The sequence below is a fragment of the Micromonospora sp. NPDC005205 genome (assembly GCF_040608275.1).
GTDB lineage: Bacteria > Actinomycetota > Actinomycetes > Mycobacteriales > Micromonosporaceae > Micromonospora.
Genome location: NZ_JBEXHV010000008.1, coordinates 63,014 through 76,737, shown reverse-complemented (window position 1 = coordinate 76,737; position 13,724 = coordinate 63,014). Strand labels below are relative to the sequence as shown.

At 73.2% G+C, this 13,724-nt stretch carries 15 protein-coding genes; all 15 read left to right on the top strand.

Going from position 1 to position 13,724, the window contains the following annotated elements; all coding sequences use genetic code 11:
• Positions 1-107: 107 nt before the first annotated feature.
• Positions 108-920, top strand: a complete 813-nt coding sequence (locus ABZU43_RS16680; protein ID WP_355007396.1) for a DUF3153 domain-containing protein — start codon at positions 108-110, stop codon at positions 918-920.
• Positions 921-1,063: 143 nt separating this feature from the next.
• On the top strand, positions 1,064-1,399 hold the full coding sequence (locus tag ABZU43_RS16675) for a hypothetical protein (RefSeq protein ID WP_355007395.1): 336 nt from the start codon (positions 1,064-1,066) through the stop codon (positions 1,397-1,399).
• 11 nt (positions 1,400-1,410) lie between these two features.
• Positions 1,411-2,019, top strand: coding sequence for a glycine zipper family protein (locus tag ABZU43_RS16670; protein WP_355007394.1), 609 nt, complete (start codon positions 1,411-1,413; stop codon positions 2,017-2,019).
• On the top strand, positions 2,016-2,714 hold the full coding sequence (locus tag ABZU43_RS16665; protein ID WP_355007393.1) for a carboxypeptidase regulatory-like domain-containing protein: 699 nt from the start codon (positions 2,016-2,018) through the stop codon (positions 2,712-2,714). Before ABZU43_RS16670 ends, ABZU43_RS16665 begins: the two co-directional genes overlap by 4 nt.
• A gap of 23 nt (positions 2,715-2,737) precedes the next feature.
• Positions 2,738-3,988 (top strand): phage tail sheath subtilisin-like domain-containing protein, encoded by a 1,251-nt coding sequence (locus ABZU43_RS16660; RefSeq protein ID WP_355007392.1) that lies wholly within the window; start codon positions 2,738-2,740, stop codon positions 3,986-3,988.
• A gap of 1 nt (position 3,989) precedes the next feature.
• Positions 3,990-4,472 carry a phage tail protein gene (locus tag ABZU43_RS16655; RefSeq protein ID WP_030327509.1) on the top strand — a complete coding sequence of 161 codons (483 nt, stop codon included), beginning with the start codon at positions 3,990-3,992 and terminating at the stop codon, positions 4,470-4,472.
• Positions 4,447-5,916: a hypothetical protein gene (locus tag ABZU43_RS16650; protein ID WP_355007391.1), complete on the top strand. Its 1,470-nt coding sequence runs from the start codon at positions 4,447-4,449 to the stop codon at positions 5,914-5,916. Before ABZU43_RS16655 ends, ABZU43_RS16650 begins: the two co-directional genes overlap by 26 nt.
• Entirely contained in the window at positions 5,916-6,788 is an 873-nt protein-coding gene (locus tag ABZU43_RS16645; RefSeq protein ID WP_355007390.1) for a hypothetical protein, read from the top strand. The genes ABZU43_RS16650 and ABZU43_RS16645 overlap by 1 nt, the downstream gene beginning before the upstream one ends.
• Positions 6,785-8,377 carry a contractile injection system protein, VgrG/Pvc8 family gene (locus tag ABZU43_RS16640; protein ID WP_355007389.1) on the top strand — a complete coding sequence of 531 codons (1,593 nt, stop codon included), beginning with the start codon at positions 6,785-6,787 and terminating at the stop codon, positions 8,375-8,377. Before ABZU43_RS16645 ends, ABZU43_RS16640 begins: the two co-directional genes overlap by 4 nt.
• Complete coding sequence (locus ABZU43_RS16635; RefSeq protein ID WP_355007388.1) at positions 8,377-8,715, top strand: hypothetical protein; 339 nt, start codon at positions 8,377-8,379, stop codon at positions 8,713-8,715. The genes ABZU43_RS16640 and ABZU43_RS16635 overlap by 1 nt, the downstream gene beginning before the upstream one ends.
• Positions 8,712-9,146, top strand: coding sequence for a GPW/gp25 family protein (locus ABZU43_RS16630; protein WP_355007387.1), 435 nt, complete (start codon positions 8,712-8,714; stop codon positions 9,144-9,146). The genes ABZU43_RS16635 and ABZU43_RS16630 overlap by 4 nt, the downstream gene beginning before the upstream one ends.
• On the top strand, positions 9,143-11,815 hold the full coding sequence (locus ABZU43_RS16625; protein WP_355007386.1) for a putative baseplate assembly protein: 2,673 nt from the start codon (positions 9,143-9,145) through the stop codon (positions 11,813-11,815). Before ABZU43_RS16630 ends, ABZU43_RS16625 begins: the two co-directional genes overlap by 4 nt.
• Entirely contained in the window at positions 11,796-12,311 is a 516-nt protein-coding gene (locus tag ABZU43_RS16620) for a phage tail protein (protein ID WP_328654054.1), read from the top strand. Before ABZU43_RS16625 ends, ABZU43_RS16620 begins: the two co-directional genes overlap by 20 nt.
• The gene (locus ABZU43_RS16615) at positions 12,308-13,237 is read left to right on the top strand and encodes a hypothetical protein (RefSeq protein ID WP_355007385.1); all 930 of its coding nucleotides are present in this window, start codon (positions 12,308-12,310) and stop codon (positions 13,235-13,237) included. Before ABZU43_RS16620 ends, ABZU43_RS16615 begins: the two co-directional genes overlap by 4 nt.
• A complete protein-coding gene (locus ABZU43_RS16610) occupies positions 13,234-13,695 on the top strand; it encodes a hypothetical protein (RefSeq protein ID WP_355007384.1) in 462 nt (153 codons plus the stop codon). The genes ABZU43_RS16615 and ABZU43_RS16610 overlap by 4 nt, the downstream gene beginning before the upstream one ends.
• Positions 13,696-13,724: the final 29 nt, after the last annotated feature.

The following is a 13,724-nucleotide window of genomic DNA, read 5'->3' as shown; positions in this document are numbered from 1 at the left end:
GGCCCCAAAGCTCCAGAATAGTCATTCGGGGCGTCGGCGGAACTAATCAAAGGCGACAGTGCGCCGGTACAATCGGCGACTTCGTTGTGACCGATCGCTGACTGCTGATGGTGAAATCGATCACACACACTGATCCCATGAACAGCAGAGTCAACCGCGGTAGGGCACTCCGCGTCGCGGTGTGCCTCCTTCTTCTCGCCGCGCTGAGCGGCTGCATGCAGCTCAACATGGGGTTGACCGTCAACGCCGACGACACTGTCGACGGGCAGCTCCTGCTGACGGCTCAGAAGTCCGTGCTGAGCAGTCGTAACAAAAATCTCCCGGTCGCCTTCGCGGAGTTGCGGCAGAACATCCCCGCCCTACCGGCGGGCGAGGAAACCCTTTACCAGGACGACACTTTCTACGGCTCCCAGATCAGTTACCGCAAGGCGCCGCTGGCCGGTTTCGACACCGAGAGCGTGAAACTGGTCAGGGACGGCGATCTTTACCGCTTCACGCTGCCGCTCGATCCCAAGAAATACGGCGGAAAGGTTGCCGAGCAGAATCCGCAGAACCAACAGGCGTTCCTCAAGCTCATGTCGTTCGAGATCTCGGTGACATTTCCCGGCCGGGTGATCGACAGCAATGGCTCCGTCAACGGCCGGTCGGTCAGCTGGAAGGTCGATCCCAACCAGGACAAGCCAGCCGAGCTGCGGGCCGTGGCCGAGGCGCCACCGCGACCGTCCACCTCGCCGGTTGCCGCCGGCGAGGAGGACGACGGCGGATTCCCCTGGCTGTTCGTCGTCGGCGGTGTCCTCCTCCTGCTGCTGCTCGCCGCGGTGGGCGTACTCCTGATTCGCCGCCGTCACCCCGCGGCGCCGGCGGCGCCCGGTCCGACCCCGCCGCCGGGCCCTCCCGCCGGCGCCCCGGGGCCCGGCTGATCCATCTGGTGGCCGGCTCGGCCGGCCACGCCCGGCCCCGGCCGCCCCCGAGACGACGGCGACCGGCCCCGGTGCTCCCACCAGGGGCACCGGACCTCACCACCACCACATCCCGGTCGCACCATCGCAGAAGGGGGATCGTCATGAACGATCTCTTCACCTGGGCAGCCCTGGGGACCATCGCCGGCGCGAGCGCCGCCACCCTGCTGGCCACCAACGTCATCGGCGGGCTGATCGGCCCGAGCGGCGACAAGCTCCGCAAGTGGATCGCCATCGCCATCGCGTTGCTGCTGTCCTACGTGACAGCGGCGTTCGCCGACGAGGCCGGCGGCGAGAAGTGGGTCATCGCGTTCTTCAACGCGCTGGTCATCTTCTCCGCCGCACTCGGCGTCAACCAGTTCCCGCCCGGCAATCGACAGGCGACGCCGACCCAGGTCGCGAGCGGTCGTGAGCCCCGAGTCTTCCGTTCCTGGGTCTGAGGGGTGCCGTCATGGTCTTCGGAATTCTCAGCGCAGCCGCTCACGTCGGCTTCGGCGCCCTGCTCGGCTTCCTCGCCGGTGGCCCCATCGGGCTGCTGATCGGCGCCGTCGTGGGCCTGGTGGTCGGCGCGGTCTTCGGCTGGTCGGTGGCCTCCGCCGGGGTGTACGGCTCGGACGCCCGCGGCATCTTCCTCTTCGTCGTCGACCACACCTGGAGTCTGCTCAACACTGTCGTCGGCGCGATCTACCTGACGGTGCACCTGATCTTCGGGCACTCACTGGACCGGCCCACATCACTGAACAGCGGCCGGGTCAGCGTCGTGGAGGGAGTCTCGCCCCGCTACGCCACCACCATCGGCACCGTCTGCGCCGGCTCCAGCTCCGGCATCCAGCGGCACGAGGACGTGCACATCTTCCAGGGTCGTCTGCTCGGGCCGCTTTACATCCCCCTCGTCCTGGCCAACTACGTCCTGTTCACCATCGCGCCGGTGTGGCTGCTCTACCACGACCACACCAACGCGCCGATCAACCGCTTCACCCGGTACTTCGAGATCGGCGTCTACCCGCACGTGTGGAACGAGGCCATCGCGTACCGGATCCAGGGGACGCCGCCGCGATGACCACCCACGGGCGCGGACCGATCGAGAGCGCCACCGCCGAGCTGGTCGCCTGGGTGACCAGCGCGGTGGGGGAACCGGTCCCGATCGGCCCGCCCCGAGCCTGCGACGACGCCGACGGGCTCACCCTCTGGCCCCTCGAACTGCGCCCGGCCCGGCAGACCCGCTCCAGCGGCGCGGTCCGCGAACCGTACCGGTTCACGGTCCGCCACCTGCTCTGCGTCACCGGTCCGGCCGGGTTGCCCCGGCTGGACCGGGTGCTCACCGCCGCGACCAGCGACGGCAGTTACCCGGTCGTACTGGAGGCCGGTGATCCACCGCTGTGGACGGCGTTCGGTACCGCACCCCGTCCGGCGCTGCTGATCGACGTGGCGGCGCAGGTGGACCATCCGACTCCGGCCGCGCCGCCGGTGCTGCAACCGCTGCGGTTGCGGCAACTCGACGTGCGCAGCCTCAGTGGGCGGGTCGTCGGCCCCCAGGAGCAGCCACTTGCCGCGATGCGGGTCGAGCTGCCCGCCACCGGCTCCGCCACCCGCACCGACACCGAGGGCCGGTTCCTGATCGTCGGTGTCCCGCACGACCCCGAGCACCCGAGCCCGGTTCGGCTGCGGCTGAGCGGACGCGGGCTCGTCCTCACCGCCGACGTCGATCCGGCCGAGGACGACATCGTCATCGTCTGCGCGCCACCGACCCACTGACACCCACAGGCACAGGAGGACCGATGCCCAGTTACTTCTCCCCCGGCATCTATGTCGAGGAGGTCCCCAGCGGCGCCCGACCGATCGGGCCGGCGAGCACCAGCATCGCCGCTTTCGTCGGCGTCGCCCCGGACCGCTCCGCCCACCTGGGCAAGGCGGTGCCGGTCAACAACTGGACGGAGTTCCTGCGGCTCTTCGCCGGTGGGGAGCGGGTGGAGAGCACCCCGTTGGCACGGGCGGTCTTCGGCTTCCTGGACAACGGGGGCGCCCGCTGCTGGGTGGTCAACGTCGGCGAGGGTGGCGCGATCACCGGCTCCGGGCAGCGGCGCGGGGGTCTGCAACTGCTGGAGGCCGTCGACGAGATCTCGATCATCGCCGCGCCCGGCTTCCACGACGTCGTGTCGCACGAGGCCCTGCTCAGCATGGCCGAGCGCACCCGCACCATGGTCGCGATCTGCGACCCGGCGCCGGACATCGACGACATCTCCGCGTTGACCCGGGTGGCCACGCCGTCCTCCGGCAAACCCCCCAAGCCCGCCGAGGGTACGGGCGGCGGTCCCGGCGGCGGCGCGGCCCAGCCGGGCGGCTCCGGCGGCCACGAGGGGCCCGCCTACCGGCCGCGCCAGTCCGAGTTCGGCGCTTTCTACTACCCCTGGCTGCGGGTGCGCGACCCGATCAGCGGCGAGTTGGAGCTCACCCCGCCGAGCGGGCACCTGGCCGGCATCTGGGCCCGCACCGACGCCTTACGCGGGGTGCACAAGGCACCGGCCAACGAGCCGGTGCGCGGCGCCGTCGACCTGGGCTACCTGGTCACCCGACCGGAACACGACGTGCTCAACCCCAAGGGTGTCAACGTGATCCGCTACTTCGCCGGCGAGGGCATCCGCGTCTGGGGCGCCCGTACGCTCGCCGCCGAGGCCAGCGAGTGGCGCTACCTCAACGTCCGACGCCTCAGCATCGCCATCGAGCAGGCCATCGCCAACGGCACCCGGTGGATGGTGTTCGAGCCCAACGACTTCACCCTCTGGCGTTCGATCCGGCGCGACATCGGGGCGTTCCTCACCAGGGTGTGGCGCGACGGCGCGCTGCTGGGGCGCAGCCCGGAGGAGGCGTTCTTCGTCAAGTGCGACGAGGAGACCAACCCGCCGGACGTCCGCGACGCGGGCATGGTGATCGCCCACATCGGCATCGCGGTCGTCAAGCCCGCCGAGTTCGTGGTGTTCAAGCTGAGCCAGTGGGCCGGTGGCACCGAGACCGAGACGATCGGAGGCTGACATGCCCACCACCGCCACCCCGCAACCCGGGGCCCCGGTCGACCCGTACCGGGCGTACAACTTCCGACTGCTCATCAACGGCGTCACCAACGGCCACTTCACCGAGATGACCGGGTTGGAGGTGAACATCCCCGGGCAGCCGTACCGGGAGCACGGCCTGGGTCGGATGCGGATGGTGCCCGGCCAGGCCGAGTACGAGCCGGTGACACTGCACTTCGGCCTCACCGCCTCGCGCGAGTTGTGGGACTGGGTGAACGCCACCGCCCAGGGCACCCTCAACCGGCGCAACGTCTCCGTGGTGCTGCTCGACTCGGTCGGGACGGCCGAGGTGCTGCGCTGGAATCTGATCGACGCCTGGCCGACCCGGTGGCGCGGGGCACACCTCAACACCCTCAGCCACGAGATCGCCATCGCCTCGCTGACCCTGCGCTACGAGGGCCTGGAGCTGGAGACCGGCGGTGCCACCGCGCCGACGCCCGCGTAGCTGGCTGGCCGGCCGACTGCGCTCGGCGGCCGGAGCGGTGCAGCGCCTCGCCGGGCGGGTCGAGCCCGCCGGCCACCTTCCGCCGCCGTCGCCGACGCCCGAGGCGGCCCCACGCCGTTTCGGGGAACCGCCGCGGCACTGGCTGGACCTGGTCGCCGCCCACGCGCCCGGGCTGCTGCACGACCTGGACCTCGACCCGTCCCCGGCCGGCAACGCCGGGGCCGGGGTCCGGGACGGCGGGCAGGGCGACCCGGCCGGCCGGGTCGACGCCGACGGTGCGGACCCGGTCGCGAACGCCAGGTCCGGCGGGTCCGGCAGGCTCGGCAGGCTCGGCGGGTCCGGCAGACTCGACGGGCTCGGCAACGAGGGGGGTGTGGGCAGTCCCGGTGCGCGCGGGGACAACGGGCCGACCAGGTCGCGTGCCGAGGGCCGCACCGGCAGGGCGGGCCGTCCGTCGCGAGCCGGTGACCAGCCCGACGGTACGCGGACCGGGGCTGCCGGCCCGCCCGGCGACGGAACGCCCTCGTCCCACTCGAACCTGACCACCCCGCCGGCGGGATCCACCTGGCCGGACGCGTCGACCCCGCCAGCCGGTTCGACCTGGCCGGCGGAACCGGGCGCGGCGGTGCCTCCGGTACGGCAGACGGCCCGGATCGACACCACTGCCCACGACACCACGGCCCTCGACGCCACTGCCCACGATGCCGCGACCGTCGACAGCACGGCCCTCGACGCAAGCGGGCTGCCCCGGGCGGACGGACCCCGACAGCCGGCCCGTTCCATGGTCTTCGGGCCGCACCGTTCGCCGAGCGACCGCCCGCACCGGGTCGAGGCCACCCCAACCACCTCACATCCACACCGGGACGCACGGCGGTCCGGCGAGGTCGACCACCGGCGTTCCACCGGCGCGTTCCCCGCGCGGCCCACCACCGACCGGCTCCCGGATGGCCGCGACGGGTTCGGGGGCCACCCGGACGGTCAGCCCTGGCCCAGGGAGGACCGGAGCGGGCACCCGCGTGGCGATGCGCAGAACGCGGCATGGACCTCTCGAGGAGACGCAACGACTGTGCGGGGCAGCGACGGGAACGGGCCGATCCGGGGCGGGGTCGACGCACCCTGGACCGGGTGGACGGCGACGAGCGCCGGGAACCCGTCGGCCTCTGTGCGTGGTGACCTGGATCGCGTGGCGGACGGTGGACCGTGGCTGGCCCTGCCCGGTGAACCGGCGCCACCCGGACATCCGGCCGTACGGCGCGACGCACTGACGGACGCGGCCGGCGGCCGACGACCGACGGGCATCGACGGGTCGCCGTCCGGCGCGGCGGCCCGGAGCGTCGACCCGTGGCCGGCGCTGCCCGACGACTCCGCACTGTGGTCGGTTCCCGGCGCGGCGCTGGACACCGCCCAGCTGACCCGACTGGACCGGGAACAGGCGGGTGACTGATGGAACGCGTCGCCTTCCTCATCGACTCCTCCGGCGTTCGGGTGGACTGCCTGCTCAACCCGGAGACCGTGCAGGTGACCCGGCTCGCCGGCGTACGGCAGCGGGGTGCCGGCGGCGGGCAGCTCACCGGGGCCGGTCTGGCCGACGACCCACTGGTCTTCACCGGTGGTGGCCGTACCGAGCTGGTGCTCGACCTGCTCTTCGACGTGGACTTCGTGGAGGCGCAGCTGCGTCCGGCCGACGTTCGGGTGCTCACCCGTCCGCTGTGGATGTTGGCGGAGAATTCCACCGCCGAGCATGGCTGGCTGCGACCGCCGTTGGTCCGGTTGGTCTGGGGCAAGACCTGGAACGTGCCAGGTGTGATCGTCGCGGTGGCGGAACGGTTCGACGCGTTCACCGGCACCGGGTCGCCGCGGCGGTCCTGGCTGCGGCTGAAGCTGGTCCGCGCCGCCGAGACGGCCGATCAGGCCGAGGCCGGCTTCGCCGAGGAGTTGGCCGCCGCGAGCACCCCGACCGCCGCGCCGGGCAGCGCGGTGATCGCCGCCGGTGACGGCGCGGCCGAGCCGGGTCGCTCCGGTGTGCGTTTCGATCTGCTGGCCAACGACGCGCTGGGCTCGCCGCTGCGCTGGCGACTGCTGGCCGAACACAACCGGATCACCGATCCCCTGGCCGTGCCGGCCGGCACCACTCTCGCCGTGCCACCGAGCGCCGGCACCGCTCCGGTGACCGGGTTGGCGCGGGCGGTGGCGGGTGTGGTGGGCGCGGGAGCGTCGTACCTGGGCGCCTCGATCGCCGACGCGCCGTGGAACGCGCCGACTGGCCCGACCGCCGCCGCCCCGAGCGCGTCCGGCAGTCCCGGGGGTACGCCGTGACCAGCCTCGCGCCCCGGGCGTTGGTCGTCCTGCTGGACGGCGTCGAGCTGGTCGGCGCGGCTCGTCAGCGGGTCCGGTCGGTGCGGGTGGCGGCCCGGCTCAACCAGCCCACCCAGGCCGAGCTGGTGCTCGCCACCACCGCCGGGACCGGCGCATTCGACCCACCGGTACGCCCCGGCACGGCGCTCGACGTACGGCTGGCCGACCACGCGGACGCCCTGTTCACCGGTGAGGTCACCTGCGTGGAGGTGGAGTTCGCCGCCGACGGGGCGGCGGTGCTGCGGTTGCGGGCGTACGACCCGCTGCACCGGCTGCGCAAGCGGCAGGGGTTGCGGGTCTTCACCGCGGTGACCGCCGTCGAGCTGGCCCGGGAGTTGTGCGGCGCGGTGGGGCTGGCGGTGACCGCCGAGGTCGACGGCCCTCGGTTGGAGCGGCTGCTCCAGCACCGGCACAGCGACCTGGAGCTGCTGCGCGAGGTGGCCGGCCGGGCCGGGCTGCACCTGGCCGCCGACGGTGACGGCGTCCGGCTGGTCACGCTCGCCGGCTACGGGGAGCCGGTCACGTTGACGCTCGGCGCGGGGGTGCACAGCCTCCGGCTTTCCCTGAACACCGACCAGGCCAGCGGTGCCAGTGCGGCCTTGGGTTGGCACCCGCAGCGGGCCGAGGTGATCAGCCAGCAGGTCGACGAGGCGCGCTGCGGCCGACCCGCCGACGACCGCCCGGACCCGGCCGACGTGGGCGCCGACGGCGTTCGCACCGCTGTGGACCAGCCCGGCCGCAGCGACGACGAGTTGGCGGCGCTGGCCCAGGCCCGCCTCGACAGCCGCGCGGCGGCGCTGGCAACGGCCGAGGGGGTGGCCGAGGGCGACCCGGCGTTACGGCCGGGCCGCCGCGTCGACCTCGGCGGGGTGCCCGACCCGGTCGCCGGGACGTACGTGCTGACCGAAGTCGTGCACACGGTGGACGGCAACGGGCACCTGACCCGGTTCTCCACTGTGCCTCCGGCCACGCAGGCGACCCCGACCGGCGGCGCGGTGGTCACCCTCGGCAACGTCACTGACGTCGCCGACCCGGACGGGCTGGGCCGGGTCCGGTTGACCCTGCCGGCGTACGGGGATCTGGACGCCGGCTGGCTGGCCGTGCTCTGCCCCGGGGCCGGGCCGGGCAAGGGCCTGGTGGCGCTCCCCGATCCGGGCGACACGGTGCTCGTGGTGCTGCCCGGCGGCGAGCCGGCCTCGGGCATCGTGCTCGGCTCGCTGTTCGGCGCGGTCGAGCCGTACGACGCGGGCATCGACGACGGGAAGGCCCGCCGTTGGACGATGCGCACCTCCGGCGGGCAGTCGATCGTCGTCGACGACGTACGGCGCAGCCTGCGGCTGGGCACCGAGGGCGGCAGCTTCCTGGAGCTGACCCCCGACCTGGCCACCCTGCACGCGGCGTCCGACCTGGTGATCTCCGCACCCGGCCGGGCCATGGTGGTGCGCGCCCGCAGCGTGGACTTCCTGCACGCCGCCTCGACCGAGGACCCGACCACCGCGGCGGAGCAGGCCCGAACGCTTGCCCGCGCCCACCACGAAGGAGGCGGCTGATGCGCTGGATCCACCGGGACTCCGTGATCACCTGCGATCACGACGGTCGGGTCGAGAACCGACCCTCGCGGGAGTGGGTGACCGTCACCGGTGTGCCCGTGCTCGTCGACGACGACCCGGAGGGACGCAAGATAGTCGCCTGCCCGAACTACGGCCCGACCATCAAGCCGTGCACCACGACACTCACCGTACGCGTCGGTTACAGCGACTGGGTTCGCGTTGACGGGCACCGGGTGGTGCTGTCGCACCTGGAGGGGTTCACCAACGGCACACCGCCGGGGTTGGTCAAGCACACGGTGCGCGACCCGCGCCAGCAGTTCCTGGGGGCGGACCGATGAGGGCGTTCCGTTTCGTCGGCGCCGGCTTCGACGCCGGCCGCGCCGGCGGGTTGGCGCTCACCGCTGCCGGCGGCCTGGCGATGACCGAGGGCGACGAGAGCGTACGGCAGGCGCTGTTCCTGCTCCTGTCGACCACGCCGGGTGAGCGGCTGATGCGACCCGGGTACGGCTCCCGGCTGCACCGGTTGGTCTTCGCGCCCAACGACGACACGACTGCCGGTCTGGCCATTCACTACGTCCGGCAGGCCATCGCCCGGTGGGAGCCCCGGGTCGAGGTGATCGACGTGGACGCCGGGCCGGACCCGGACGACGCCTGGCGCCTGGTGATCCGGTTGGACTACCGGGTGCGGGCCAGCCTGACACCCGGGCAACTGGTCTTCTCCGTGGATCTGCTCCCCGTCGACGAGCCCGCTGAGGGAGGAGCGTCATGACGCTGCCCGTGCCGCACCTGGACGATCGCGGTTTCCTCGACCTGGTCACCGAGGCCCGGGAACGGATCCGGCAGTCCTGCCCGGCGTGGACCGACCTGTCGGCGCACGACCCCGGCATGGCGCTGGTGGAGACGTTCGCACACCTCACCGAGGTGATGATCTACCGGTTGAACCAGTTGCCGGAGAAGGCGTACGTCTCGTTTCTGAACCTGCTCGGGGTTACCCGGCACGCGCCGACGGCGGCCTGGGCGGACGTCCGGTTCACCCGTACCGGCACCGACCGCGGCGCGGTCCGGATCCCGGCCGGGCTGCGGGTCGCCGCGGCCCGGGGCGCGGACCCCCGGCCGGTCGTGTTCGTCACCACCGAGCCGACGCTGCTGCCCGCCGACGAGACGTCGGTGACGGTACGGATGCACCACTGCGAACCGGTCGAGGCGGAGCTGCTCGGGGTGGGCACCGGCCAGCCGGGGCAGGTGCTGCGCGCGACCCACGCGCCGCTGACACGCACCGCCGAGGCGCTGGACCTGCTGCTCGGGGTGGAGGTGGCGGCCGGCACCGTCGAGCTGGGCGCGGCGGCCCGCGAGCACGACGGCCGCACGTTCGAGATCTGGCAGCCGGTCGACAGCTTCGCCGGGCTCGGCCCGCAGGCCAAGGCGTACCTGGTCGACCGGTGCTCCGGCACTGTCATCTTCGCCCCGGCCCTCGACCTGCGACCCCCCGCCCTGACGACCCCGCACGGCGAGGCCACCGCCGACGCGGCCGCACCGACGAGCACCGCGCCGCCGGTGACCGTCGCGGCGGTGCCGCCGGCCGGACGGCAGATCCGGCTCTGGTACCGCGCCGGTGGCGGGCCGACCGGCAACGTGGCGGCGGGCACGCTGACCAGCCTGCGCGACCCACTGCCCGGGGTACGCGTGGACAACCCCGCGCCGGCGGCCGGCGGCCGGGAGATGGAGGCACTGGAGTCGGTGCTCCTGCGCGGCCCGTACGAGTTCTTCGCCCAGCAACGGGCGGTCACCGCCCGCGACTTCGAGGTCCTCGCGACCAGCTCCGGCGCGGTGGCGCGGGCGCGGGCGTTCACCCGCGCGGCGGTCTACAGCTTCGCCCGGCCGGGCGAGGTCGAGGTGGTGCTGGTGCCGTACGTGCCGGAGGCGGCCCGGCCGGGCGGTCGGCTGCCGGTGGCGGTGCTGCGCGAGCACGAGGTGCCCGAGGCGCGCCACCGGGTCGAGGCGGACCTGGAGGAACGCCGGATGCTCGGCATCCGCTCCCGGGCCACCTGGGCCCGTTTCAAGGCGGTGTCCGTGCGGGCCAGGGTGGTGGTCCGCCGCGAGGAGGACGTGGACGCCGTCCGTCGCCGCATCCACGACCGGCTGCACCAGACGTTGAGCCCGCTGCCCACAGCGCTCAACCCGACCGGCTGGCCGTTCGGCGAGCCGCTGCGGGCGTCCAACGTGTACCGGCTGCTGGAGCACGCCGAGCCGGGGGTGCGCTACGTCGAGTCGGTGCGGTTCGTGGTCGACGAGGCGCCCGACGCCGGCGTGCGCGCCCTCGCCGTGGACCAGTACCAGCCGCGCACCTGGTACGCCGGACGCGGCCCGGTGCTGTTCCGCTCCAGCAACGGCGGCGCGGGTTGGGAACCGGCCGGCCGCTTCGACGACGAGACGGTGCTGCGGGTGGCGCCCGCGCCCGCGCCGGTGCGGCCGGGCATCGTCGCGCGAGCCGGCTCGGTGGCGGTGGTGACACTGCGTGAGTCGGGCGGCTCCCGGGTGCACCTGAGCACCGACCTGGGCGAGACGTGGTCGCTGCTCACCGACCTGGACGCGCGGATCTCCGACGTGGCCTGGCTGGACCGCGACGGCGCGGGCGCGCTGCTGGTGGCCACCGACACCGGCCTGTACGAGGTGTCGCTGCTGCCCGGGGCGGTGCCGTTGCAGATCCTCGTCGACCCGTCCGACGCCGACCGGGGTTTCTACGCGGTCCGCACGTTCGTCTCCGAACGGGGCGCGCCGGGGGTGGCGGTGGCGGCGCAGGCCAGCTTCGGGGTGTACCTGTCGACAACCGGCGGCCGACCCGGCAGCTTCACCCACGTCGGTCTGGCCAACGTGGACAACCGGGTCCTCGCCGTGCAGTACGACGGCCCAGCCACCCTGCTGTGGTGCGGTGCGGGTGAGCCGGATCCGAAGAAACCCGGGCAGGGCTGCCACCGCACCCGGCTGTTCGAGTCGGACGTGAAGTGGCAGTCGATGCAGGCCGGGTGGATGGGCGGCACCTGCCGGGACCTCGCGTTCGTCGGTCAGCAGGCGGTGGCGGCCACGCAGAGCGGTGGGGTGCTGCGGCTGGACGCCCTGGCCGCCCAGCCGCAGTGGCAGGCGGTGTCGGTCAACTGCGGGTTGCCGTTGCGGGACCGGACCCGGTTCGTGCCGGTCGACGCCATCGCGGTGAGCGGTCCGACGGCCGGAAGCGCGGCAGCTGGCGGCACCGGCGCGGCGGAGCGGCTGATCCTGGCCGGCGGCGAACGCGGCGTGCACCGCAGCGCCGACGCCGTCACCTGGACGCCCAGCGCCAACCAGGCCACCGCCGACGTGGTGACAGTCCCCGATACCTGGCTGCTCTGCTCCGGCGAGCACGACATCGAGGTGGTGCGCCAGGATGCGACGTTCGGCGATTGAACGGCTGCTGCCCGCCGCCTACCAGCGGGCCTGCGTGCCGGGCAGCGTGCTCTGGGCGCTGCTGGACGTGATGGAGGGGCTGCACGCCCCGGACGAGGCGATCCTCGCCGAGGTGGACGCGCTCTTCGACCCGTACCGGGCGCCGGACGGGCTGGTCGTGCGGTTGACCCGCTGGGTGGCGATGGATCACGTGGTGGCCTCGCCCCGACCGGACACCCCGCTGCCGCTGCCGGTGGGTCGGCTGCGCGACCTGGTGGCCAACGCCGCCCTGCTGGCCCGCTGGCGCGGCACCCCGTACGGGATGCGCCGGGCCCTGGAGTTGGCCACCGGGATGTCGGGCTTCGCCATCGACGAGCCTCCCGAGCGGGCCTTCCACGTCGTGGTGCGGGTGCCGGTCGCCGCCGCCGGTCAGCTCGCCGTGATCACCCGCATCGTCGAGGCGGAGAAACCTGCCTCGGCCACTGTCGAGATCGTCCTGGAAGAGGAGTCGTCATGACCACCGAGTGGGCGGTCGTCGCCGCCGCCGAGCAGTTCACAGTCGACCCGCGCAACAGCGGCGAGCTGACCTTCACCGTCTCCAACCCGGGCAACGCGCCGGACACCGTGGTGTTCGACGTGGCACCCGGTGACGGCTCGCAGCGGGCCTGGTTCACCGTCGCCGAACCCCAACGCGTGGTACCCGGGCAGGGCTCGGTGTCGTTCCTGGTCAAGCTCGCCGTGCCGGCAGGCACCGCGCCCCGGCGCTACGACATGACCGGGTTCGCGTACTCGGCCAACACCGCGCCGGAGGAGAGTTCCCGCTCCAGCGGCCGGGTCACCTACGAGGTGCGGGCGGTCGCGCCGCCACGGCGTACCCCGTGGTTGTGGATCGCCGCCGCGGCGGCGCTGGTGCTGGTGGTGGTCGCCGTGGGGGTGGTGTTGCTGACCCGCGACGGCGAGCCGACCCCCGGCGAGCCGCGGGTGGCCACCGTCGAGGCGGAGAGCCTGGTGGAGGGCGCGCTGGTGGAGTCTCCGACGAAGAGCGCCGCGAAGGTGGAGGCGCAGCCCAACTGCTGCGGGGTGACCTGGTCCGGCGACAAGCAGTTGTTCTTCCAGGGGTTGGCCATCGGCGACAAGGTCACCGTGACGGTGCAGATCCCGGCTGACGGCACCTGGCGTTTCGCCACGGTTCGCACCACCTCCCTCGACTACGCCAACACCGTCTTCGTCATCGACGGCCGCCAGGTCGGCGGGACGTTCCTCGGCTTCACCCCGACGGTGCGGAAGACGGAGTTCCTGGACGTCGGCACGGTCCAACTCACCAAGGGCCCGCACCAGGTCACGCTCCTGGTGGTCGGCAAGACGCAGGGCACGAACCGCTACTTCGCGGGCGTCGACGAGATCCGGTTCACCGAGGTCGTGGCGCAGGCCGTGGCGCGATGAGTGGACGGCAGAAGGCGCTGCTGGGGCTGTTCGCCGTCCTGCTGGTGGCGCTGTTCGTGGTAGCGGTCGGGGCGGGCCGGGACGACCGGGGTGATCCGAGGGCCCGGCACGGGTTCGTCGACCGCTTGGGCGCGCTGGGCGGCGAGCGTTCCGCAGTGGATCCGCTGACGGTCAGCGCCGACTGCGCCGACGAGACGGGCCGGCTGGCGTTCTCCGGCAGTTGCGTGGTGCGGGTGGCGGATCCCGGCGGGCTGCGCACCCTCGTGCTGCGCAGCGCGGCACGGTTCACTGTCGTCGCCCCGGCGCCCGGCGACGCCGACCTCACCATCCGCGACGAGGTCGAGCCGGCCGCGGACGGCACCGGCGCGGTGGCGAAGATCGCCGTCGACCAGGCCACCGAGGTGGGCCTGGCCTGCCCCGGCCTGGGCGGCTGCACTGTCGTCGTGGCCACGTCCTGAATCGACAGGGACCGAGAGGAAGGTGCCGC

Coding starts and splice junctions, on each gene's coding strand:
- ABZU43_RS16680 (WP_355007396.1), top strand. CDS start 108: ATGGTGAAATCGATCACACACACTGATCCCATGAACAGCAGAGTCAAC.
- ABZU43_RS16675 (WP_355007395.1), top strand. CDS start 1,064: ATGAACGATCTCTTCACCTGGGCAGCCCTGGGGACCATCGCCGGCGCG.
- ABZU43_RS16670 (WP_355007394.1), top strand. CDS start 1,411: ATGGTCTTCGGAATTCTCAGCGCAGCCGCTCACGTCGGCTTCGGCGCC.
- ABZU43_RS16665 (WP_355007393.1), top strand. CDS start 2,016: ATGACCACCCACGGGCGCGGACCGATCGAGAGCGCCACCGCCGAGCTG.
- ABZU43_RS16660 (WP_355007392.1), top strand. CDS start 2,738: ATGCCCAGTTACTTCTCCCCCGGCATCTATGTCGAGGAGGTCCCCAGC.
- ABZU43_RS16655 (WP_030327509.1), top strand. CDS start 3,990: ATGCCCACCACCGCCACCCCGCAACCCGGGGCCCCGGTCGACCCGTAC.
- ABZU43_RS16645 (WP_355007390.1), top strand. CDS start 5,916: ATGGAACGCGTCGCCTTCCTCATCGACTCCTCCGGCGTTCGGGTGGAC.
- ABZU43_RS16635 (WP_355007388.1), top strand. CDS start 8,377: ATGCGCTGGATCCACCGGGACTCCGTGATCACCTGCGATCACGACGGT.
- ABZU43_RS16630 (WP_355007387.1), top strand. CDS start 8,712: ATGAGGGCGTTCCGTTTCGTCGGCGCCGGCTTCGACGCCGGCCGCGCC.
- ABZU43_RS16625 (WP_355007386.1), top strand. CDS start 9,143: ATGACGCTGCCCGTGCCGCACCTGGACGATCGCGGTTTCCTCGACCTG.
- ABZU43_RS16620 (WP_328654054.1), top strand. CDS start 11,796: ATGCGACGTTCGGCGATTGAACGGCTGCTGCCCGCCGCCTACCAGCGG.
- ABZU43_RS16615 (WP_355007385.1), top strand. CDS start 12,308: ATGACCACCGAGTGGGCGGTCGTCGCCGCCGCCGAGCAGTTCACAGTC.
- ABZU43_RS16610 (WP_355007384.1), top strand. CDS start 13,234: ATGAGTGGACGGCAGAAGGCGCTGCTGGGGCTGTTCGCCGTCCTGCTG.